Source organism: Streptomyces sp. NBC_01750 (assembly GCF_035918095.1).
Lineage (GTDB): Bacteria > Actinomycetota > Actinomycetes > Streptomycetales > Streptomycetaceae > Streptomyces.
Genome location: NZ_CP109137.1, coordinates 7,567,365 through 7,588,672, shown reverse-complemented (window position 1 = coordinate 7,588,672; position 21,308 = coordinate 7,567,365). Strand labels below are relative to the sequence as shown.

The 21,308-nt window shown below is 69.8% G+C and carries 18 protein-coding genes and 1 riboswitch; of the genes, 5 read left to right on the top strand and 13 right to left on the bottom strand.

All coding sequences use genetic code 11. The features are described from left to right. Positions 1–102 precede the first annotated feature (102 nt). The 4 genes from OG966_RS34250 to OG966_RS34235 all read left to right on the top strand — a co-directional run bounded on the left by OG966_RS34250 (position 103) and on the right by OG966_RS34235 (position 4,922). Positions 103–1,920 (top strand): thiamine pyrophosphate-dependent enzyme, encoded by a 1,818-nt coding sequence (locus OG966_RS34250; protein WP_326653934.1) that lies wholly within the window; start codon positions 103–105, stop codon positions 1,918–1,920. After that, positions 1,917–3,104 carry a Glu/Leu/Phe/Val dehydrogenase dimerization domain-containing protein gene (locus OG966_RS34245; RefSeq protein WP_326653933.1) on the top strand — a complete coding sequence of 396 codons (1,188 nt, stop codon included), beginning with the start codon at positions 1,917–1,919 and terminating at the stop codon, positions 3,102–3,104. The genes OG966_RS34250 and OG966_RS34245 overlap by 4 nt, the downstream gene beginning before the upstream one ends. A gap of 186 nt (positions 3,105–3,290) precedes the next feature. Continuing rightward, positions 3,291–3,911, top strand: a complete 621-nt coding sequence (locus OG966_RS34240; RefSeq protein ID WP_326653931.1) for a TetR/AcrR family transcriptional regulator — start codon at positions 3,291–3,293, stop codon at positions 3,909–3,911. Between the two features lie 129 nt (positions 3,912–4,040). Continuing rightward, a complete protein-coding gene (locus tag OG966_RS34235; protein ID WP_326655492.1) occupies positions 4,041–4,922 on the top strand; it encodes a carbohydrate kinase family protein in 882 nt (293 codons plus the stop codon). 78 nt (positions 4,923–5,000) lie between these two features. On the opposite strand, the gene OG966_RS34230 is transcribed toward OG966_RS34235, so the two are convergent. From OG966_RS34230 to OG966_RS34215, 4 genes are all read right to left on the bottom strand, one after another. Further along, positions 5,001–5,432, bottom strand: a complete 432-nt coding sequence (locus tag OG966_RS34230) for a hypothetical protein (protein WP_326653930.1) — start codon at positions 5,430–5,432, stop codon at positions 5,001–5,003. Next, entirely contained in the window at positions 5,429–6,220 is a 792-nt protein-coding gene (locus OG966_RS34225) for an SGNH/GDSL hydrolase family protein (protein WP_326653929.1), read from the bottom strand. The genes OG966_RS34230 and OG966_RS34225 overlap by 4 nt, the downstream gene beginning before the upstream one ends. Before the next feature lie 170 nt (positions 6,221–6,390). Beyond that, positions 6,391–7,377: a M23 family metallopeptidase gene (locus OG966_RS34220; RefSeq protein WP_326653928.1), complete on the bottom strand. Its 987-nt coding sequence runs from the start codon at positions 7,375–7,377 to the stop codon at positions 6,391–6,393. A 4-nt stretch (positions 7,378–7,381) separates the two neighbouring features. Then, positions 7,382–7,555, bottom strand: a riboswitch (cyclic di-AMP (ydaO/yuaA leader). A gap of 430 nt (positions 7,556–7,985) precedes the next feature. Next, on the bottom strand, positions 7,986–10,079 hold the full coding sequence (locus OG966_RS34215) for an alpha-galactosidase (RefSeq protein WP_326653927.1): 2,094 nt from the start codon (positions 10,077–10,079) through the stop codon (positions 7,986–7,988). Between the two features lie 182 nt (positions 10,080–10,261). Here OG966_RS34215 and OG966_RS34210 point away from each other — a divergent pair, with 182 nt between their 5' ends. Further along, a complete protein-coding gene (locus OG966_RS34210; protein ID WP_326653926.1) occupies positions 10,262–11,074 on the top strand; it encodes a tyrosine-protein phosphatase in 813 nt (270 codons plus the stop codon). A gap of 20 nt (positions 11,075–11,094) precedes the next feature. Here the strand turns inward: OG966_RS34210 and OG966_RS34205 are convergent, their stop codons facing one another. The 9 genes from OG966_RS34205 to OG966_RS34165 all read right to left on the bottom strand — a co-directional run bounded on the left by OG966_RS34205 (position 11,095) and on the right by OG966_RS34165 (position 21,289). Continuing rightward, positions 11,095–11,247 carry a DUF6126 family protein gene (locus OG966_RS34205; RefSeq protein ID WP_326653924.1) on the bottom strand — a complete coding sequence of 51 codons (153 nt, stop codon included), beginning with the start codon at positions 11,245–11,247 and terminating at the stop codon, positions 11,095–11,097. Positions 11,248–11,264: 17 nt separating this feature from the next. Next, positions 11,265–11,849, bottom strand: coding sequence for an XRE family transcriptional regulator (locus tag OG966_RS34200; RefSeq protein WP_326653923.1), 585 nt, complete (start codon positions 11,847–11,849; stop codon positions 11,265–11,267). A 58-nt stretch (positions 11,850–11,907) separates the two neighbouring features. Beyond that, positions 11,908–13,302: an aspartate aminotransferase family protein gene (locus tag OG966_RS34195; protein ID WP_326653922.1), complete on the bottom strand. Its 1,395-nt coding sequence runs from the start codon at positions 13,300–13,302 to the stop codon at positions 11,908–11,910. A 3-nt stretch (positions 13,303–13,305) separates the two neighbouring features. Beyond that, entirely contained in the window at positions 13,306–15,180 is a 1,875-nt protein-coding gene (gene dxs / locus OG966_RS34190; protein ID WP_326653921.1) for a 1-deoxy-D-xylulose-5-phosphate synthase, read from the bottom strand. Between the two features lie 24 nt (positions 15,181–15,204). Then, positions 15,205–16,371: a flavodoxin-dependent (E)-4-hydroxy-3-methylbut-2-enyl-diphosphate synthase gene (gene ispG / locus OG966_RS34185; protein ID WP_326653920.1), complete on the bottom strand. Its 1,167-nt coding sequence runs from the start codon at positions 16,369–16,371 to the stop codon at positions 15,205–15,207. Positions 16,372–16,375: 4 nt separating this feature from the next. After that, the gene (gene hpnH / locus OG966_RS34180) at positions 16,376–17,398 is read right to left on the bottom strand and encodes an adenosyl-hopene transferase HpnH (RefSeq protein ID WP_326653919.1); all 1,023 of its coding nucleotides are present in this window, start codon (positions 17,396–17,398) and stop codon (positions 16,376–16,378) included. 5 nt (positions 17,399–17,403) lie between these two features. Further along, positions 17,404–18,069 carry a phosphorylase family protein gene (locus OG966_RS34175; protein WP_326653918.1) on the bottom strand — a complete coding sequence of 222 codons (666 nt, stop codon included), beginning with the start codon at positions 18,067–18,069 and terminating at the stop codon, positions 17,404–17,406. Next, complete coding sequence (gene shc, locus OG966_RS34170; RefSeq protein WP_326653917.1) at positions 18,069–20,099, bottom strand: squalene--hopene cyclase; 2,031 nt, start codon at positions 20,097–20,099, stop codon at positions 18,069–18,071. The genes OG966_RS34175 and shc overlap by 1 nt, the downstream gene beginning before the upstream one ends. A 113-nt stretch (positions 20,100–20,212) precedes the next feature. Further along, entirely contained in the window at positions 20,213–21,289 is a 1,077-nt protein-coding gene (locus OG966_RS34165) for a polyprenyl synthetase family protein (RefSeq protein ID WP_326655491.1), read from the bottom strand. Between the last annotated feature and the right edge of the window lie 19 nt (positions 21,290–21,308).

The following is a 21,308-nucleotide window of genomic DNA, read 5'->3' as shown; positions in this document are numbered from 1 at the left end:
GCCGAAGCCGGCCGCACCTTCGCATCGAGCAGGCGCGGCCGATGACCTCGGAGACGACGGCCTCGGACATCGTGCGGCTGGTCCTCTCGAGGAGCATGTGAGATGGCGTCGACGGTTCTGACGGGCGGCGAAGCCGTCGTAGGGGCGCTGGCCGCGCACGGCGTCACGCAGGCCTTCGGGATTCCTGGCACACACAACCTGGAGATCTACCGGCATCTCGCGGTCTACGGCGTCGCGCATGTGACGCCGCGCCATGAGCAGGGCGCGGGATACGCGGCGGACGGGTACGCCCGGGTGACCGGCCGGCCCGGCGTCGCGATCACTACTACCGGGCCCGCGCTGCTGAACATCGCCGCCGCCGTCGGCCAGGCGTACTCGGACAGCGTGCCACTGCTCGTCGTCTCTCCCGGGATGCCGCTGCGCCACCCCCGCCAGTCGACCGGGCTGCTGCACGAGATGCGCAGCCAGACCGAGGCGCTGCGCGGTGTCGCGGCGTTCAGCCACCGGGTGTCGACGGTCGAGGAGATAGGTGCGGCGGTCGCCCGCGCCTTCACACTCTTCGGCTCCGAGCGGCCGCGGCCCGTGCACATCGAGATCCCGCTCGATCTGCTGGAGACGGCGGAGCCGGTGGGAGACGTACGGATCGCCGCACCGACCGGGCCGGCCGGGCCCGCGCCCGGCGAGCTCGGGCGGGCCGTCGACGCTCTGCGTACGGCGAGCCGGCCCGCGCTCGTACTGGGCGGCGGCGCGCGCACCGCCGCCACCGAACTGCTCGCTCTGGCCGAGGAGTTGGCCGCACCGGTGGTCACCACCGCCAATGGCAAGGGCATCGTGGACGAATCCCATCCGCTGTCGCTGGGCGTCTCGCTGCACAGCCCGGCCGTACAGACATGGCTGGCGGACAGCGATCTGGTGCTGGCCGTCGGCACCGAGCTGGCCGAGTCCGATCTGTGGTCCGCACCGCCGGAGTTGAGCGGCACACTGGTGCGCATCGATGTGGATCCGGCGCAGATGTACGCGGCGGTGCCGGCGGATGTGTCGCTGGTCGGCGACGCACGGCACTCGGTGCGCGAGCTGCTGGCCGCGTATCGGAACGTCGGACCGGTTCCGGACCCGGGCTCGGCCGCCGCCGGCCGTGGCAGGGCCGAACCGCACCCAGCCGGGGACACCCACGCCGCAGCTGTCCTACCGCGTGCCGCGGGTCTGCGGCTCGTACGAAACGTCGAGGCCGACGACCGGGACCTCCGCATCCGGGCCACGGGCTCCGCGGACCACGCCGTCAACGAGCTGCACTTGGCCCGCGACGTCCGCGCGGAAGCCCTGGGTTCCGCCCACCGGACCGTCGCCGAACTGCGGCGCGCCCGCGACGCCGAGACCAGTGACAGGGACGCCCGCTGGCTGCCGTACCTCCGGGCCATACGTACCGTCCTCGACAGCAACGCCGTCATCACCTCCGACAGCGCCCAGTGCTGCTACTACGGCGCGCTCCCGCACCTTACCGTCGGCCCGGACGCCCGCTATCTGCATCCGACCGGGTTCGGCACGCTCGGCTATGCGCTGCCCGCGGCGATCGGCGCCAAGACCGCGCACCCGGACCGGCAGGTGATCGCGCTCAGCGGCGACGGCGGGCTGCAGTTCTCCATACAGGAGCTCGGCACCGCCGCCCAGCTCCGGCTTCCGCTGCCCGTCGTGGTGTTCGACAACGGCGGCTACGGCGAGATCCGCGACGAGATGGCCGCACGCGGCGACACTCCCGCCGCCGTCGATCCGGCGCCCGTCGACCTGCCCGCCCTGGCCCGCGCGTACGGCGGGCACGGCGAGCACGCCGGAACCCCCGAAGCGCTCGCAGCCGCCCTCACCCGGGCCCTCGCCGCACCCGGCCCCACCGTGATCACCGTTCCCGAGGAGACCACCAGATGACCACTCCCCTGCTGTCGCTCACCTGGACAGACCATGTCACCGGCCGCCGGGGCCACCTGGTGATCGACCGGCTGGTGCGCGGGGTCTCCAGCGGCGGCCTGCGGATGCGCGAGGGCTGCACGCTGGACGAGGTGGCCGGGCTGGCCCGCGGGATGACGATGAAGGAGGCCCTCCACTACAACGCTGACGACCCAACGGTCAGATACATCCCGCTCGGCGGCGCCAAGGGCGGCATCGACTGCGACCCGCAGGATCCGCAGGCGTACGGAATCCTGGTCCGCTATCTGCGCGCCGTGCGCCCGTACATCGAGACCATGTGGACCACCGGCGAGGACCTCGGGCTGACTCAGGACATCGTCGACAGGGCCGCGGCCGAAGCCGGTCTGGTCTCCTCCATCCAGGCGGTCTATCCGCTGCTGGACGACGAGGCGACGGCCCGCCGTCGCCTCGCGGACGCGTTCGCCGTCGAGGTGGACGGCATCGGTCTCGACGAACTCGTCGGCGGCTGCGGTGTCGCCGAGTCGGTACTGGTCGCACTGGACCGGGCGGGCGTGGCGTACGAAGGGACCCGCGTCTGTGTCCAGGGCCTCGGCACGATGGGCGGGGCGACAGCACGGTTCCTCGCCCGCGCCGGGCTGAAGATCGTGGCCGTCGCCGACATCAAGGGTACCGTCGCCAATCCGGCCGGGCTGGATGTCGATGCGCTGCTCGCGGCCCGTGACTCGTACGGGACGGTCGACCGTACGGCGCTGCGCCCGGACGATCTCGAGCTGCCGGGCGACGCGTGGCTGTCGGTCGACGCGGAGGTGCTGGTGCCGGCCGCGGTCTCGTACGCCGTGGACACCACCAATCAGGCGCAGATCACCGCGCGTTGGATCGTCGAGGCGGCGAACATGCCGGTGCTGCCGGACGCGGAGGAGCTGCTCACGCGGCGCGGCATCACCGTACTGCCCGACGTCGTCGTCAACTCCGGTACGAACGCCTGGTGGTGGTGGACCCTGTTCGGGGACATCGGGGCCGACGCGGACGAGGCCTTCGCGTACACCCGTCAGTCGATGCGCGCGCTGATCGGCCAGATGCTGGCGCGCGCGGAGGCTGACGGGACCACGGCGCGGGCCGCCGCGCACGCGATCGTCGCCGAGCGGCTGCCGGTCATCGCCGAGCGCTTCGGCTGGTACAGATGACGGCTTCGCTCGCCGAGGCGGCCGCCGAAGCCGCTCGCGGCACCGGGTATCCGCCCGTCCTCGAGGCGATGGGACCGGCTCACAGGACCAAGGCGGCGGCGGGGCCGTGCAGATCGCCCACGTGGGCGGGCCACCGTCACCGGCGGTGAGGGATGATATCCAAGATCGCCTGTGTAGGGTGACGATGTGACAAGAGTCCGGTTGAGCGTGGCGGAGCGGCGGGAAGAGCTGCTGAGGGCTGCCGTCGAACAGATCGAGGAACACGGTGTGGCGGCCGTGCGGATCGCCGACGTCGCGTCGGCCCTCGGTGTGAGCAATGCCCTGGTGCTCTACCACTTCTCGACCAAGGAGAAGCTGGTCGCGGCCGCCTTCGCCTACGCCGCCGACGGTGACCTCGCGCATCTGCGCAAACTGCTGGGCCGCCGCACCTCGGCACTGCGCCGGCTGCGCGCCGCGGTCCGCTGGTACGCGCCGACCGGACAGGCCAAGGGCTGGCGGCTGTGGATCGAGGGCTGGGCGGCCGCGCTGCGCGAGCCGGCGCTGCGGGACGTCGCCCGCGATCTGGACCAGCAGTGGAAGGCGGCCCTGACCGAGGTCATCGCGGAGGGTGCGGCGGCGGGCGAGTTCCCGTGCGAGGACCCGGCGGCAACGGCCTGGCGGCTGACGGCATTCCTGGACGGGCTCGCCGTGCAGATGACTTCGTACGCGGGGTCGCTGTCGCGCGCCGCGATGCTGCAGTGGACGGACGACGCGCTCGCCCGTGAGCTCGGCGTCCACCGTGACGCACTGACCGCCGCGGCACGCTGAACGCCTGAACGACGAACGGCTGAACGCCCGGGCCCGCAGCCCCCATACTGGGCAACTGTGTCTCACCAGTCGCAGCATCAGACGTATCAGCAGCCCGAACAGCCGACGGATCGCCTCCCGCACGATGTGCTGGTGGTCGGCGGCAGCGGTGTGGACACGGTCGTCCGTGTCGACTCCCTGCCGGTCCCGCTCGCGGATTCGGTCGGCGTCGGCCCGATCCGTGAATGGCCGGGCCACACCGGTGGCAATGTGGCCCTCGGCTGCCGGGCCCTCGGGCTGAATGCCACCCTCATCGACTACATCGGCGACGACTGGCCGGGCCGTCAGGTCAGGGAGCAACTCGCCTCGGGGGGCGTGAATTTCGAGCCTCTGATCTCGCCGGCGGGGACGCGGCGCGCGGTCAACCTCGTCGACCCGGCGGGCCGTCGGATGTCCTTCTACGACGCCCGGGATCCCGGCGAGCTGCGGATGCCGCGCGACTTCTACCTCCCTCATCTGCGTCGCGCTCGCCACATCCATCTCTCGATCATGAACTTCGCGCGGTTCCTCTACGACGACATCGAAGCGCTGGGTGTGCCGGTCTCCACCGATCTGCACGACTGGGACGGACTGGCCGACCACCAGAAGGAGTTCGCACTCCGCTCGGACCTGGTCTTCCTCAGCGCTGCCGGCGCGGGCGAGCGGATAGCGTCGGTGATGCGGGAGATCCTGCGCGACGGCCGGGCGCGGGCGGTGGTCGCGACGGCGGGTGCCGGCGGCTCGTATCTCCTCAGCCGCGACGGGGGAAGCACCCCGCGCCCGGTCCCGGCGGTCGTCCCGCCCGCTCCGGTGGTCGACTCCAACGGCGCGGGTGACGCCTACGTCTGCGGCTTTCTGTACGGGCAGCTGTCGGGCCGCGATCTGGAGGAGAGCGCGAGGCTGGGTGCGGTGGCCGGTGCCCATGCCTGTACGGGCGAGGGCAGTACGGCGCTGATCGGACCGGCCGAACTGTTGTCGTCGGTCGTGGTCTGACGCACCGGTTCGTACGCCACCGAGCCTCATTCGTCGCACGGCCTCAGTCGTCGTACGGGGCGGGAAAGGCGAGCCCTGTCAGCCTCGCGCCACACCTGTCACAGCCGGCGCGCGACCGCGGGATCCTGTGCGCGCGGAGAACGTGGTGTGCTTCGGCGCGCCTTCGAAGGAGCCGAGGCCGGAAGGGCCGTAGTGCTCCCCGGCCCGCGCGTCCGGGTCGGCGGCGGCCCGCAGCGCCGGGAGGGCGCCGCCCGCAGCGTCCGAACCGAAGGTGCGCACCGCGCAGTTGATGATCCGGTGCGGCGGCGGGGCGGCGCGATCACTGCCGGTGCGGCCGCTCGACGGCGGCCGCACCGCGCTCCGGGTCGCGGGCGCAAAGGAGCAGCCGCGCTCCTGCTCCGGCGAGTCCGTGGCGACCGCGAGGCCGATCCCGCGGCGGGCACCGGTGACCAGGGCCGTACGTCCGGTGAGCCGGGGCAGGTCCGCTACGCCCCAGCCGTCCGCTGTCACAGAGGCAGCAGGTCCGGGCGCTTGGCCTCGACATGGTCGCCGGAGCTCTCGCCGCGCAGCCGTCGTCCGATCCACGGCACCAGGTGCTCGCGCGCCCAGTTGATGTCGTCGCGGCGCACCTCGAACGGTCCGCGCGGCGGCAGGGGCGGCCACGCCTGGTCGGGGTCGGCGGGCACCTCGAGTCCGAGCACCTGGGCGGCACGCAGTGCGACCCGGGTGTGGCCCTCGGGCGACAGATGCAGCCGGTCGGCGTCCCAAGCCCGCCTTTCCTGGATGGACTTGAGCGACCACAGGTCGAGTACGGGGCAGTCGTAGCGGTCGGCGATGGCCCGTACATGCGCGGTGTACGTGGCGATCTTGCCGCGCAGATGACGCAGTACCGGCACGCCACGGGTGTCGAAGCCGGTGGTCACCATGACGGTGCCGACCGAGCTGGTGAGGTCGGCGACGGCCCGCTCGAAGCGCTCGGCCACGTCGTCGGGGTTGCTGCCGGGCCGGATGATGTCATTGCCGCCTGCGCAGAAGGTCACCAGATCCGGGGCGAGTTCCTTCGCCCGCGGGACCTGTTCCTCGACGATCTGGTCAAGGAGACGGCCGCGTACGGCGAGATTGGCGTACCGGAAGGTGTGCTCCGGCATCCGGTCGTCGAGCAGGACCGCGAACCGGTCCGCCCAGCCGACGTACATCCCGTCGGGGCCCGGGTCGCCGACGCCCTCGGTGAAGCTGTCACCGATCGCCGCGTACGACCCGAATACGCCACTGTTCTCTGTTCTCGAATCGTCTGCCACGAGACCTCATTTTTCCCTTACGGATGTGACCTACGCGACCGTAAGGAGGGGTTGACGAGGGGTGATATAGACCACCGGTCAAGATTCGTCCAACCCGGAATACGCCGACTCCCCCCACGCCGCGGGCGGCGGCACGAGGGGAGGAAGGGCGACGACGCGCATCGGCCGGATCAGATGGAGACACCGTGCTGGCGCAGGTAGGCCACCGGGTCGATGTCCGAGCCATAGCTGGGGCCGGTGCGGATCTCGAAGTGCAGGTGCGGGCCGGTGGAGTTGCCGGTGGTGCCGGAGAGGCCGATCGGCTGGCCGCCGCTCACGCTCTGGCCGGAGGAGACGGCGAGGGAGGAGAGGTGGGCGTACTGCGAGTAGGTGCCATCGCTTTGCTGGATGACGATCTGGTTGCCGTACGCACCGGCCCAGCCGGCGGAGACGACGGTGCCCTGGCCGACTGCCTTGACGGTCGTGCCGGAGGATGCCGCGAAGTCGAGACCGGTGTGGTAACCGCTGGACCACATGGCGCCGGCGAGGTGGTACGGGGTGATGACGGTCGCGCCGTCGACGGGGGTGGTGAAGCCGGAGGCGCTGGTCTGCGTGGCGGCGCCGCTGCTCGCCGAGTCGCCGGACGAGGACGGCGCGGAGGACTGCACGGCCGAGCCCGAGTCCGAGGAGCCCGAGTCCGAGGACGGCTTCGAGGAGGACGGCTTCGAGGAGGACCGCTCCGGGCTTGCCGGGCTCTGCGACTTCTCCGGAGCCTTCGCCTTCGCGCCGAGGGTGAGCTTGAGCCCGGGGTGGATCAGCGACGGGTTGTCGCCGACCCGCTCCCGGTTGTCCGCGTACAGCTTCTTCCAGCCGCCGCGGACATCGTGCTCGTCGGCGATCTTGGCCAGATAGTCGCCGGGGACGACTGAGTACGTGGTGGGAGAGGCCTTCTTCTGCGCCACGTGGGTCGCGGCGGCGGACCCGGCAGAGAAAGGAGAGGATGCGGCGGCGGTCACAGCCTTTTCCGGGGCCACGGCCGGAGCGGCCTTTTCCGCCGCGTGGGCGCCGGCGGCGCCTATCAGCGGAAGTGCGATGGCGGCGCCACCCGTACCGGCGGTGACGAATCCGCGCGTGATCGGGCTGACCTTGGGGCGGCGGTGCTTGCCCTTCTTGGGCATGGCGAATTCCTCTCCGGCGCCGGCGTGGTGAGCTGTCGGGTTCGGGCTGGAGATGCCCGGCCGCGCAGTTGCGCGACTTCACCCCAAGCCGTCCGGAAGTCCGGAATCGGCGTACTACCTGGGTCCCCCGCTCCTGCCGCACGTTGTTGGGTGGAATTCCGGACGGCGGCAGGATTAGGCGGTCCGTCCGGATTGGTCGTGACCGTAAACGAATGGGTGGACCGGGACAAGCTGTCGCTTTCGCCCGCCAATGATCCGTCTGATATCGCCGCGAAATTCCCGTCACCCTCCGTAAATAGATGATCTTCGCCGTCCGCCCAGGCAACGGAATTAACCCCCGTCGCACCGTCGCGCACCGTCACGAATATGATCCCGCTCACGGGCCACGCCCCCACTCCCCTACAGGCGGGGCACGTTATGCCTAATCGTCCAATTCGGACATAACAGGCATTTAATGGAAATGGTCTGTTTATAGCCTGCGATCCCCCTTACTGCCCAATTCATGCCACGCCCATCGGAATTTCGTCGGGGATTGAGCCGGAGCAGCCACCGGAATGCGTTGTAGCCGGGTCCGCTCCTGTCAGCCGGGCCGAAGCGGCCGCGCTCACTCAGCGGCGCCGGAGCCGGATCACCGTGGCGTCCATGTCCCCCTTCAGTCCGGTGTGCAGCCCCTGGTGCAGCAGCAGGGATCCGCGATGCGCAGCACCGGAGTCCGGGCACTCGTACACGGCTGCCGGATCGAGCCCGCGCAGCCTGAGCCTGGGCGGCTGTTCGCCGTAGTGCTGCGCCTGGAGCCAGGCGAGGACGACTGTCTCGTCACCTCGTAGGTACTGCACGGCACTCAGTCCGCCCTCCGGCGCCCGCAGCCGGTACAGCTCGCCGTGCTGCACCACAGGCCTGATCTTCTTGTAGAGCTCCACCCAGACGTGTGCCTCGGCGAGCTCCTCCGCGCTCCACTCGGTGAGATCGCCGCCGACTCCGAGCACTCCTGCCATGGCGCTCACAAAGCGGAAACGGAGTGTGCTCACGCGGCCATTGAGCTGGACGTTGGGGCTGTCGGTCACCCAGGCCGCCATGGCCCGTACCGGGTGCAGCTGGGTGAAGCCCTGCTGGATGGCGAGCCGGTCCAGCGGATCGGTGTTGTCGGAGGTCCACACCTGATCGGTGCGGGAGAGGATCCCGAGGTCGATCCGGCCGCCGCCGCCCGAGCAGGACTCGAAGGCGACCGAGGGATGCGCGGCGCGCAGCCTGTCGAGGAGCGCGTACAGCGCGTGCACATGCTCGACCCACAGCCTCTGCGGATATCTCTCGCCGGGCCAGCCGGCGTCCGTGAAACAGCGGTTGAAGTCCCATTTCACATAGTCGATGGGCGCGCCGGCGAGCAGTCCGTCCAACTGCTCCCAGAGGTGGGCCTGTACGTCCTCGCGCGCCAGGTTCAGTACGAGCTGGTTGCGGAACTCCGTCCGTGTCCGGCCCGGGTGGTGCTGGACCCAGTCCGGATGCGCGCGGTAGAGATCGCTGTCGGCGTTGACCATCTCCGGCTCGACCCAGATCCCGAACTGCATGCCCAGCGCGTGCACTTCGTCGGCGAGCGGCTCCAGCCCCCGCGGAAAGCGCTCGGCGTTGGGGGTCCAGTCGCCGAGTCCGGCGCGGTCGCTGGTGCGCTGCCCGAACCAGGCGTCATCCACCACGAACAGCTCGACGCCCAGGGCCGCGGCCCGCCGCGCGAGCGCCCGCTGCTGCTCCTCGGAGATATCGAAGCCGGTGGCCTCCCAGGAGTTGTAGAGCACGGGCCGGTCGGCCTGGGCGTCCGGGATCACATGCGCCAGCTGCCAGGCGTGCCAGGCCCTGCTGGATCCGCCGAACCCTCCTTCGCTCCACAGTCCGGCGAAGACGGGCGAGGTGTACGACTGGCCCGGTGCGAGCCGCAGCAGCCCGGAGTCGTCGTAGCCGGCCCCGCCGGTTATCTGTACGAGTCCGTCGGGCAGCCGCGCCACGGAGATCCGCCAGGACCCGGACCAGGCGAGGGCGACGCCGTACACCTCGCCCCGCTCCTCCGTGGCCCCTTCCGCGTCCAGCGCGACCCAGGGCAGATGCTGGTGGCCGGTGTGGCCGCGCCTGCTGCTCAGCACTTTCTCGCCGTACGTCAGCTCCGAGCGTACGAGCAGCGACTCGGCCGCCCACCGGCCGTGCAGCTGGCTGAGCCGCCAGCTGTCGCGCTGCGGGAGTGTCCACGTGGCGGCGTCGGCGCGCAGGAGTTCCAGGTCGGGGCCTTCGCCCTCATGTGTGAGGGTGACCCAGCGCTCGATGACGTCCGTGTCGTCGCGCATCCGGTGATGCAGGGTGAGGCCGAGGCCGTGTACGGCGTCGGTGAAGCGGAGCCTCAACTCGTCGCCGGCCACCTTCTCCGCGCCGGCGAAGGTCCACTCGGTGCCGCGCACCGTGTCCGTACGGATGGAGAGCGCCGGTCGTACGAAGCGTGGCCCGCCCTCGACGGGATACTCCTCGTGTCCGTCGAGCTGTGACTCGAACGGCCAGTAGGGCGGCAGGCTCTGGGCCGCGAGGGCCTCCGCGTCGGCGCCGGAGATCCGTGGCCCCCAGTGGAGATGGAGCAGTTCGTCGGCTTCTGTGAGGCACAGCGCATAACTGCTCGTCGGTCCGGAGAGAACCCACGTACGGCCCTTGCCAACGCTCTCGATCATCCCAACCCCTCAGATTCTCACAGGTCCGCACAGGCCCGAACATCATCCGACGGAAGCCGCCGCCGGTGCAACGCCCTTGCGGGAACGGACCGAGATGATTGCCCGATGAAGCAATGTCGTATCGTCGGGAAACGCGCCATCGTCGGCGAGCAGCGCCGACGGCTGTCACTTCAGGAGCCCCCGTGACACAGCAGCTGCCGCAGGTCCCGTCGACAGAGCCTGAGCTGTCCGGAGTGCGCAACTTCCGGGATGTGGGCGGCCTGCCGACCGTGGACGGCCGACGGGTGCGGTTCGGACAGCTCTTCCGCAGCGGCCATCTCGCCAGCGCCACGGCGGGCGACACCGCGTTCCTCTCCACCCTTGGCCTGCACACGATCTTCGACTTCCGCAATGCCGCGGACCAGAAGCTGGAGGGCCCGGACGTCGAGCTGCCGGGCGTGCGCAATGTGAATCTGCCGCTCACCGACCCGGCCGACGGCGCCCAGTTCTGGAAGATGGTCCGGGAGGGTAATCTCGACGAGCTGAAGTCGATCCTCGCGGACGGCAAGGCGGCGGGCCGGATGTCGGCGTCGTACCGGGCGATCGTCAAGCAGCGCACCGCCGAGCACAGCCGCGTACTGCACGCGCTCGCGGAGGACAGCGTTCCGGCACTGATGCACTGTGCGGCGGGCAAGGACCGCGCCGGCATTTCGATCGCCGTGTCGCTGCTCGCGGTCGGCGTTGAGCGCGAGGCCATCGAGGCGGACTACCTCAAGTCCAATGACCCGCACCGCCGTTACCTGGTGCGCCGCAGCGACAACTCCCCGGCCGGGATGTCCCCCGAAGTGATGGAGCTACTGAGCCCGCTCTTCGACGCGCGCGCCGAGTACCTCGCGGCGGCCTTCGAGACGATCGAGCAGACCTGGGGCACGACGGAGCGGTACCTCACCGAGGGCCTGAAGGTCACCCCGGAGACACGCGAGCGCCTGCGCCTACGCCTCATCGACGAGGCGTAGGCGACCGCGGAGCCGGAGAGCTAGCTCTGACCGCCCAGCGTGAACAGAAGGTAGAGAAACCCGGCGAACAGATGGCCCGCCACCAGATAGGCGAAGAGCCGGATCACCAGCCCTCGGGGAAACTTCCGCTCTTCATTGTCACTTTTGGTCATCGCGGTCTTACGTTCGGACATCGCGGGCCTCTCTGAAGTCAGTTGTGCGCATGGAGGTCGGGGCTCTGCAGCAGTGTGTGGACGAACAGCAGCTCGGCCCCCTCACGCCCGGCCGCCGCGAGGCGGTGCGGGGTCAGTGAGTCGAAGTGCGCGCTGTCCCCGGGAGCCAGCTCGTGGACAGCGTCACCCAGACTCAGGCGCAGTCGGCCCTTGAGGACATGGAGCCACTCCTCCCCGGGGTGCACCCGGACGAGCTCGCCCTGGCTGCCGTACGGGACCACCAGCCGCAGGGCCTGCATCGCCCGGCCGGCGCCGCCGGTCTGGTGGTAGGTCCAGCCGTCCGCCTCGGAGGGCTCGCGGCTGCCGGCGCGGATGATCGGCTCGCGCTCCGGCGCGAGCTCGCCGAGGAGCTCCGCTACTGTCGAACCGTAGAGTCTGGCGAGACCGAGCAGCATCGGCAGCGACGGCTGACGATGGCCTGTCTCGAGCCGGGAGAGGTGGGCGGGAGAAAGCCCCGCACGCTGGGCTGCGGCTTCCAGGGTGAGGCCGCGGCGGCGGCGCAGATCTCGAAGCCGCGGCGCGACATCCGGCAGCGGGGTGGCTGCTTCTTCGGGAGAGCTCATGCCTCCATTGCGCCAGGGACTTTCCTCCGAGGCAAATTTCTTGCCCCGGAGGCAAAAGTCAGCGGTTGGCGACTGCCTGCTTCACCAGCGTCTTGCCGAAGTCCCACATCAGCCCGCCACCCCCGTGCGCATCGTCCATCACCGCGGTGAAGGCCACCACGAACCGCTCGACCTCCCGCTCTCCGATGGTCAACGGCGGAATCAGCTTGATCACTTCCATGTGGTCGCCCGAGACCTGGGTGAGGATCCGGTGCTTCTGCAGCAGCGGCACCACCACCATCTGCGCGAAGAGACCCTTGCGGGCCGCCTGCAGCATGGTCCAGCGGCTGCGCAGCTTGATCGAGTCCGGACGGCCGAACTCGATGCCGATCATCAGGCCCCGGCCGCGCACCTCGTGCAGCAGCTCGTAACGGTCGACGAGCGCGGCCAGCCGTGACCTGAGCAGCTCTCCGGTCACCCGCGCGTTCGCCACGACATGCTCGTCCTCCAGCACCGAGAGCACTGCGAGCCCGGCAGCCATCGCCTGCGCGTTGGAGCCGAAGCTGGCGGAGTGCACCAGCACCCGGTCCATCGACGAGTAGACCTTCTTGAAGATCCAGTCCTTGCCGAGGGTCGCACCGACCGGCACATACCCGCCCGAGAGCGCCTTCGCCACACAGACCAGATCCGGCTCGACCCCCGCCTCGTACTGGTACGCGTAGAAGTCACCGGTCCTGCCGAGGCCGGTCTGCACCTCGTCGGCGATCAGCAGCGCCTTGTGCTTGTGCAGCAACTCCTGTGCGGCGTAGAGGAATCCGGGAGGCGTCGCATGCACGCCCTTGCCCTGGATCGGCTCCACCACGAGGCCCGCCACATCGCCCCGCGTCAACTCCCGCTCCAGCGCGGCCAGGTCGCCGAGCTCGATCGCGGTGTCGGGCAGCAGCGGCGCGAAGCCGTCCCGGAAGCCGGCCTCCCCGTTGACCGACAGCGACCCGGTGGTCAGTCCGTGGAAGGCGTGCGAGCAGTAGAGGATCCTCGGCTTCCCGGTCGCGTACCGGGCGAACTTCAGCGCCGTCTCCACCGCCTCCGTACCGCTGTTGCCGAAGAACACCCGCTCCAGGTGCGGACTCTGCCTCAGCAGCTTCTCCGCCAGCAGCCCCGGCAGCGGCTGGCAGTCGAAGCGGGTCAGGTCCGCGAGCGAGGCATCGAGCACGTCGTGCAGCGCCTTGCGTACAACGGGATGGTGCCGCCCGAGCCCCATCACCCCGAAGCCCGCGAGCATATCGAGGTAGTCGTTGCCGTCGGCGTCCCAGAAGTACGCCCCTTCGGCTCGCTCGTAGACCTTGTCGAAGCCGATGGTGTGCAGCATGCGCGGCAGCTGGTGGTTGAGATGTCGCGCATGCAGCTCGTAGCGCTCGGCTCCGCGCTCCGCGAGGAGTCTCGCCAGATCGAAGCCCTTGAGCGGCTCGGTCATTCCTCAGCTCTCCTTGACTGCCATGGCGGCACTGATCCGTCCCGCGATCTCGACCGGGGTGAGTCCGATGTCGGCCAGCACCTCGCCGCGTTTGGCGTGCGCGAGGAACTGTTCGGGGATGCCGAAGGTGCGCAGCGGCACATCCACGCCGGCGTCGCGCAGCGACTGCCCGACGGCCGAGCCGACACCGCCGTTGCGGCTGTTGTCCTCGACCACCGCCACCAGCCGGTGCTGGGCGGCGAGCGGCGCGAGCTGTTCGTCGACGGGCTTGACCCAGCGCGGGTCCACCACGGTGCAGCGGAGACCGCGGCCCCTGAGCAGCTCCACCGCCTGCAGACAGACGGCGGCAAGCGCGCCGACCGAGACCAGCAGCACCTCGGCGTCGTCGGCCCGGTGCAGTACGTCCATCCCGCCGATCCGCCCGATCGCCTCGATGGGCTCGCCCACCGACTCCTTGGGGAAGCGCAGCACCGTCGGGGCGTCATCCACGGCGACGGCCTCGCGCAGCTCCTGGCGCAGCCGGTCGGCGTCGCGCGGCGCGGCGATCCGCAGCCCTGGGACGACCTGCAGGATCGACATGTCCCACATGCCGTTGTGGGAGGGCCCGTCGACCCCGGTGACGCCGGCCCGGTCCAGCACGAAGGTCACCCCGCACTTGTGCAGGGCGACATCCATCAGCAGCTGGTCGAAGGCGCGGTTGAGAAAGGTGGCGTACACGGCGACGACCGGGTGCAGTCCGCCGGTGGCCAGCCCTGCCGCCGAGACTGCGGCGTGCTGCTCGGCGATCCCGACGTCCCACACCCGCCCGGGGAACCGCTCGGCGAACTTGGTCAGCCCGACGGGATGCAGCATCGCGGCGGTGATCGCCACGACGTCCGGCCGTTCCGCGCCGATCTCGGCGATCTCCTCCCCGAACACCGATGTCCAGGAAGGCCCGTTGGAGGGTGCGAGCGGTTCGCAGGTGAGCGGGTCCATCATCCCGACGGTGTGGAAGCGGTCGGCCTCGTCCTCCAGCGCCGGCTGGTAGCCCCGCCCCTTCTCGGTCAGGCAGTGCACCAGCACGGGCCCGTGGAAGCGTTTCGCCCGGCGCAGCGCGGACTCGACGGCCGCTATGTCGTGCCCGTCGATCGGCCCCACGTATTTCAGGCCCAGATCCTCGAACATCCCCTGCGGCGCGAAGGCGTCCTTGAACCCCTTCTTCGCGCCGTGCAGCGATTCGTACAGCGGCTTCCCGACCACGGGTGTGTGCTGGAGGACGTCTTTGCCCCAGGCCAGGACCCGCTCGTAACCGTCGGTGGTACGCAGTGTGGCGAGGTGGTTGGCGAGACCGCCGATGGTCGGCGCGTAGGACCGCTCGTTGTCGTTCACCACGATGATCAGCGGCCGGTCCCTGGCGGCGGCGATGTTGTTGAGCGCCTCCCAGGCCATACCGCCGGTGAGCGCGCCGTCGCCGATGACCGCGACGACATGGTCGCTGCTGCCCAGCACCTGATGCGCCTTGGCCAGGCCGTCCGCCCAGCCGAGCACGGTCGAGGCGTGGGAGTTCTCGATGACGTCGTGCTCGGACTCCTCGCGGGAGGGGTAGCCGGAGAGACCGCCCTTGCCGCGCAGCTTGGAGAAGTCCTGCCGGCCGGTGAGCAGTTTGTGTACGTAGCTCTGGTGCCCGGTGTCCCAGAGGATGCGGTCGACGGGCGAGTCGAAAACCCGGTGCAGGGCGACGGTCAGTTCCACCACCCCGAGGTTCGGTCCCAGATGGCCCCCGGTTCGGGCCACCGCCTGGACCAGGAACTCTCTGATCTCCTTCGCGAGTTCTTCGAGTTCCGCATCTGTCAGCGCCTTGAGATCGCGCGGCCCCCGGATGCTCTCAAGAATCGTCACGGTCCGTCCCCCTTCACATGCTGTTCAGCTCACGGTGACGGCGGGCTGCCCGGAGGCAACCCCCGCGTCCTCCATGGATTGGGCGATCTTCATCGCCTCTTCGATGAGGGTCTCGACGATCTTCGACTCGGGGACGGTCTTGATGACCTCGCCCTTCACGAAGATCTGGCCCTTGCCGTTTCCTGAGGCGACGCCGAGGTCGGCCTCGCGGGCCTCGCCGGGGCCGTTGACGACGCAGCCCATGACGGCGACGCGCAACGGCACCTCCATCCCCTCGAGACCCGCCGTGACCTGGTCGGCGAGCTTGTACACATCCACCTGCGCGCGGCCGCAGGAGGGGCAGGAAACGATCTCCAGACGGCGCTGCCGCAGATTCAGCGACTCCAGGATCTGGATACCGACCTTGACCTCTTCGGCGGGCGGGGCGGAGAGCGAGACCCGGATGGTGTCGCCGATACCCTCGCTGAGCAGCGCGCCGAAGGCGACGGCCGACTTGATGGTGCCCTGGAACGCCGGTCCCGCCTCCGTGACGCCCAGATGCAGCGGATAGTCGCAGGCGGCCGCGAGCTGCCGGTAGGCGCCCACCATCACCACCGGGTCGTTGTGCTTGACCGAGATCTTGATGTCGCGGAAGCCGTGCTCCTCGAAGAGGGACGCCTCCCACAGCGCGGACTCGACGAGCGCCTCAGGCGTCGCCTTGCCGTACTTGGCGAGAAGCCGGGCATCGAGCGATCCGGCATTGACCCCGATACGGATCGGGGTGCCGGTCTCGCCGGCCGCGCGGGCGATCTCCTTGACCTTGTCGTCGAACTGCTTGATGTTGCCCGGATTGACCCGGACCGCCGCGCAGCCGGCGTCGATCGCGGCGAAGACGTACTTCGGCTGGAAGTGGATGTCCGCGATCACCGGGATCTGCGACTTGCGCGCGATGGTGGCCAGCGCGTCCGCGTCGTCCTGGGTGGGACAGGCGACCCGTACGATCTGGCAGCCGGACGCGGTCAGTTCGGCGATCTGCTGCAGCGTCGCGCCGATGTCGGAGGTGCGCGTGGTCGTCATCGACTGCACCGATACGGGAGCGTCCCCGCCGACGGCCACGGTGCCGACCTCGATGCGCCGCGACGTGCGGCGCACCGCGATCGGCCTGGCCGGCAGCTCGGGCAGCCCCAGTGCGACTGGCTTCCCTGCAGACATCACGTCACCCGCGGTTTCCCGAGACGGTGTCGCGCGCCGCCCGGAGAGACTCCTTGAGGGAGCCCATGGTGGCGAGGACGGCGGTGGGCTCGTAGCCGCAGTGCGCCATGCAGTTGGCGCAGCGCGGGTCTTTGCCGCGGCCGTACTTGCTCCAGTCGGTGTCCTCGATGAGCTCCCGGTAGGTGGGGACGTATCCGTCGGCCATCAGATAGCAGGGGCGCTGCCAGCCGAAGAGTGAGTAGTTGGGGATCGCCCACGCCGTGCACGGGAAGTCCGCCTTGCCCTCGAGGAAGTCGAGGAAGAGCGGCGAGTGATTGAGCCGCCAGCGTCGCCGATTGCCGCCCGCGAAGGACTTCTTGAACAGCTCACGGGTCTGCTCTACGCCCAGGAAGTGCTCCTGATCGGGCGCCTTCTCGTAGGCGTACGCGGGCGAGATCATCATCTCGTCCACCTTCAGGTCGTCATTGAGGTAGTTGAGTACCTCGATGACGGTCTGCGGCGTGTCGGTGTTGAAGAAGGTGGAGTTGGTGGTGACCCGGAAACCGCGCTTCTTGGCCTCCTTGATCGCCTCCACCGCCTCGTCGAACACGCCTTCCTTGGCGACCGACTCGTCGTGCCGTTCGCGCAGCCCGTCGATGTGCACGGCAAAGGCGAAATAGCGAGAAGGAGTGAAGTTCTCGATCTTCTTGCGCAGCAGCATGGCATTGGTGCAGAGGAATACGTACTTCTTCCTGGCCACCAATTGCCGGACGATCTCATCGATCTGAGGGTGCATCAGCGGCTCGCCGCCCGCGATCGAGACCATCGGGGCCCCTGACTCGAGCACCGCCCCGACCGCCTGCGCGACCGGCATGCGCTGCTTCAGAATCCCGGCCGGGTGCTGGATCTTCCCGCAGCCCTCGCACTTCAGATTGCAGGCGAAGAGCGGCTCCAGCTCGACGATGAGCGGAAACTTCTCACGCTTGCGGAGCTTCTGTTCAAAGAGGTACGTCCCGACCCTGATGGTCTGACGGAGCGGCATGGCCATCTAGCTCACCTCCTGGGGAGCAGCAAAGAACGGTGCCATTCATAGAAAGCGGGAAGGACGGCGCGAAGAACGCGGAAGGCTGATATTCCACCGCGCACCGTGCTGATACGGACCAGTTCATGCTCCGGAGCGTCCACGACCACCCGGACGGCCGCAACCGGGCGGGGCCCGGTGCTCAGAGCGCCGCGCAGCGTGGCCGCGGACTCCATGTCCACCGCAATCGCCCCGGTGGCACGCAGCTCGGCACGCTCCTGACCGCGTACGACATGGTCGGACCCGGTCAGCGTGCCGGTGTGCACGGCGCGTCCGGGCACGGCCCGGGCCACCGCCTTGACCAGCACGTCCGTGTTTGTGCAGGCCGTGACGCCGGTAGTGTCGCGAGTCTCGTCGGCCACGACGAGATCCCCCGGGTGCATGCCCGGGGCGAGGCCCGCACAGAAACCGGACGCGACCACGGCCGCTCCGCCCAGCAGACCGTCGCGCAACGCACCGAGAACCGCGCGCTCCGCGTTGTCCGGCCCCATACCCGTACGGAGCACGGTGACCGGGCCGCGCGCGCCACCGCGGTTGCCACTGTGGTCGCCGCTGCGAAGGGCGAGCTTCTCGATGCCGAGCGCACAGGCGATCAACAGCGGCACGGCGGAGCCGGACAGCTCCGAGGACGCTTCCATCAGCCCCCCTTGCGGCTGTCCGTAAGACCGGTGAACAGCTCTCCGTGCACATAGCGGCCGAGCGCCGTGAGCGGGAAGACCTGGCGGTAGAGGTGGTAGTTGATGGAGAAGTCCCAGGGGAAGCCGGTACCGGTGAAGTGCGGCTCGTCCCAGGAGCCGTCCGCCTGCTGGGTCTCGACGAGCCAGGCCACTCCCCGCTCCACCGACGTGCTCTCCCGCTCCCCCGCCGCGAGCAGGGCGAGCAGCGCCCAGGCGGTCTGGGACGCGGTGGAGGCGCCGTGGCCGATCCCCTGCTCCATGGGGGTCCCCCCAGGACGAAGTCTCTGGGGGAGGTAGGAGCGCAGATCCTCGCCCCAGCCTCCGTCGTCGTTCTGAACGGATGTGAGCCAGCGGACCGCACGGCGGACGGCGGGGTGCGCGGCGGACATTCCGGCCGCGATCAGCGCCGGCACCACCGACCCTGTCCCGTATACGTAGTTGACACCCCAGCGCCCGAACCAGGCGCCGTTGGTCTCCTGTTCGGCGAGCAGCCACTCGATGCCACGCCGGGTACGGGGGTGGTGGGCCATGCCCTCGTGGGCCAGCATCTCGACGACATGCGCGGTGACGTCGGCCGACGGCGGGTCGATGACCTCGCCGAAGTCGCAGAACGGCAGCCGGTTGGGGAACGCGCTGGTGTTGTCGGCGTCGAATGCGGCCCACGCACCGTTCCTGGACTGCATGCCCATGGTCCAGCGCGCGCCCCGCCCGATCACCACATCGACCTGCGCCGGGTCGGGGTGCTTGACCCTCCTCAGGGCGAGGATGACTTCGGCGGTGTCGTCGATGTCCGGGTAGTTGTCGTTGTGGAACTCGAACGCCCAGCCGCCCGGGGCGAGTCCGGGCCTGCGTACGGACCAGTCGCCGGGCCGTACGATCTCCTCGCCCAGCATCCAGTCGGCCGCCTTCACGAGCGCGGGGTGGTCCGCTGTCACCCCGGCGTCGGCGAGCGCGATGGTGGCGAGGCAGGTGTCCCAGACCGGTGACTGGCAGGCCTCGATCATGCGGGCGCCGTCCTCGCGCCACACGGCGAAGCGGTCCAGCGACTCCAGACCCGCCCGCATGACGGGATGCTGGAGGTCGTAGCCGAGGAGATGCAGGGCGATCACGGAGTACACGGCGGGGGGCTGGATTCCGCCCCAGCAGCCGTCGTTCTCCTGACGCTCGATGATCCAGCGAGCGGCGGCGTTCATAGCGACGCGCCGCAGCCGGCGCGGTGCGAGCTTGTGGTACGCGTGCAGCGCCTTGTCCGCGCGCTGGAAGAACCCGTCCCAACTCGCTGCGGGCGCAAGCGGTTTGGGCGGGTTCGGCACCCGGGCGTCGATGTGCAGCTCATCGAGCGCGAACGGCGCGGGCCGCACCGGCCGCTTCGCGGAGACCACGGTGAGCGGAACGATGGTCTGCCGGGCCCAGCAGCCGAAGTCGTAGATGTTCAGCGGGAACCACTTGGGCAGGAAGATCAGCTCGGGCGGCAGCTCGGGCAGGTCGTCCCACTTCCACCAGCCGAAGAGGGCCAGCCAGATCCGGGTGAAGACCCTGCTCGCGGCGATGCCCCCCTGCTCGCGGATCCAGCCGGAGGCGCGAGCCATGTGCGGGGCCTCGGGCAGGTCGCCGGCCAGCCGCAGGGCGACGTACGCCTCAATGGTGGTGGAGAGTTCACCGGGACCGCCGTAGAAGGTGGCCCAGGTGCCGTCCTCGCGCTGCTCGCCGCGGATGAAACGGGCGGACGCCTCGGTGGTCAGCGCGTCCTGGATGCCGAGGAACTGACGGAGCAGCAAATCCTCCGCGTCCATCGTCACATTGGTTTCGAGGTCGCCCTTCCACCAGCCCTGGGCGTCCTGGCGACCCAGCAGATGCTCCACTGAGCGCTCCGCGGCCCGCCCGGCGGCTTCGAGAATGCCGCTCGCTGCGGATGTCGTCCCGGTTGTTTCACTGGCCGCGGTTACGGCGGCCCCCGCGGGCCCGCTGCTTCCGTCGGTCGTCGCTGTCATGGCTTCCCCTTCGATGCAGTGGTTCTCTGCCGTGCTGGGGTCTCCGTCGGCCGGTGCACGGATGCCCGTGCACCGGCCGGCGACTGCGATTCATATGAGGCAGGCGATATCGATCATCTCTTCCGTACAACGACGAAGTCCGCGAGCGCGACGAGCTGCGCACGCACCTGTTCCGGCATGTCGACACCGCTGAGGGCCTCGATCGCGACGGCGTGCTGTCTGCGGGCCTCCTGCGAGGTCCACTCGCGGCCGCCCGCCTGCTCGATCAGGGCCGCCCTGGTGGCGAACTCCTTCTCGGAGAAGCTGTCGAAGTCATGGCTCTTGGCGTCGGCCGCGAGCAGCTCTCCGAGACGCTGTGAGGCCGGACCGCCCGCGGCGAGCGCGGCGACGACCGGCAGGGACTTCTTGCGCTGGCGCAGATCGCTCCAGGTCTGCTTGCCGGTGGAGACGGGGTCGCCCCAGATGCCGAGCAGATCGTCGACGGCCTGGAAGGCGAGGCCGAGGTGGTAGCCGTACGCCTCCAGCGTGTCCGCGGTCTTGTCGTCCGCCCCGCCGAGCACCGCGCCGATGGAGACGGCACAGGCCAGCAGCGCGCCGGTCTTGTTGCCCTCCATCTCCAGGCACTCCTCGACGGTGACCCGCTCGCGGTGCTCGTAGGAGATGTCCTGGGCCTGGCCGTCGATCAGCTTGCGCGTGGCGGTGGTCAGCCTGCGTGTGGCGCGCCCCGCCTCGACCGTGCCGAGCTCGAGCAGGACCTCGTTGGCGAGCGCGAAGAGCGCGTCGCCGACGAGGATCGCCTGGGCCGGGCCGTGGACCTTCCAGACGGTGTCGCGGTGGCGGCGCTGCTCGTCGCCGTCCATCAGGTCGTCGTGCAGCAGCGAGAAGTTGTGCACCAGCTCCACGGCGACCGCGCCGGGCACGCCCACCTCGGGCGCTGCTCCGGCCGCCTCCGCGGAGAGCAGTGCGAGCGCCGGCCGTACGGCCTTGCCGCCGTCCCCGGCCGAGGGACGTCCCTCCGCGTCGATCCATCCGAAGTGATAGGCCGCGACGGTGTCCATGGGCGGCGCGAGCCGGTCCACGGCGGCGCGCAGCACCGGGGTGGACATGGTCCGCCCGCGTTCGAGCAGCGCAAGGGTGTCCAGGCTCTCTCCTCCGGCTGTGGTGTCACAGGCCGGATTCGCCGAGGGCACAGTCGGCACGGTCTCTCCT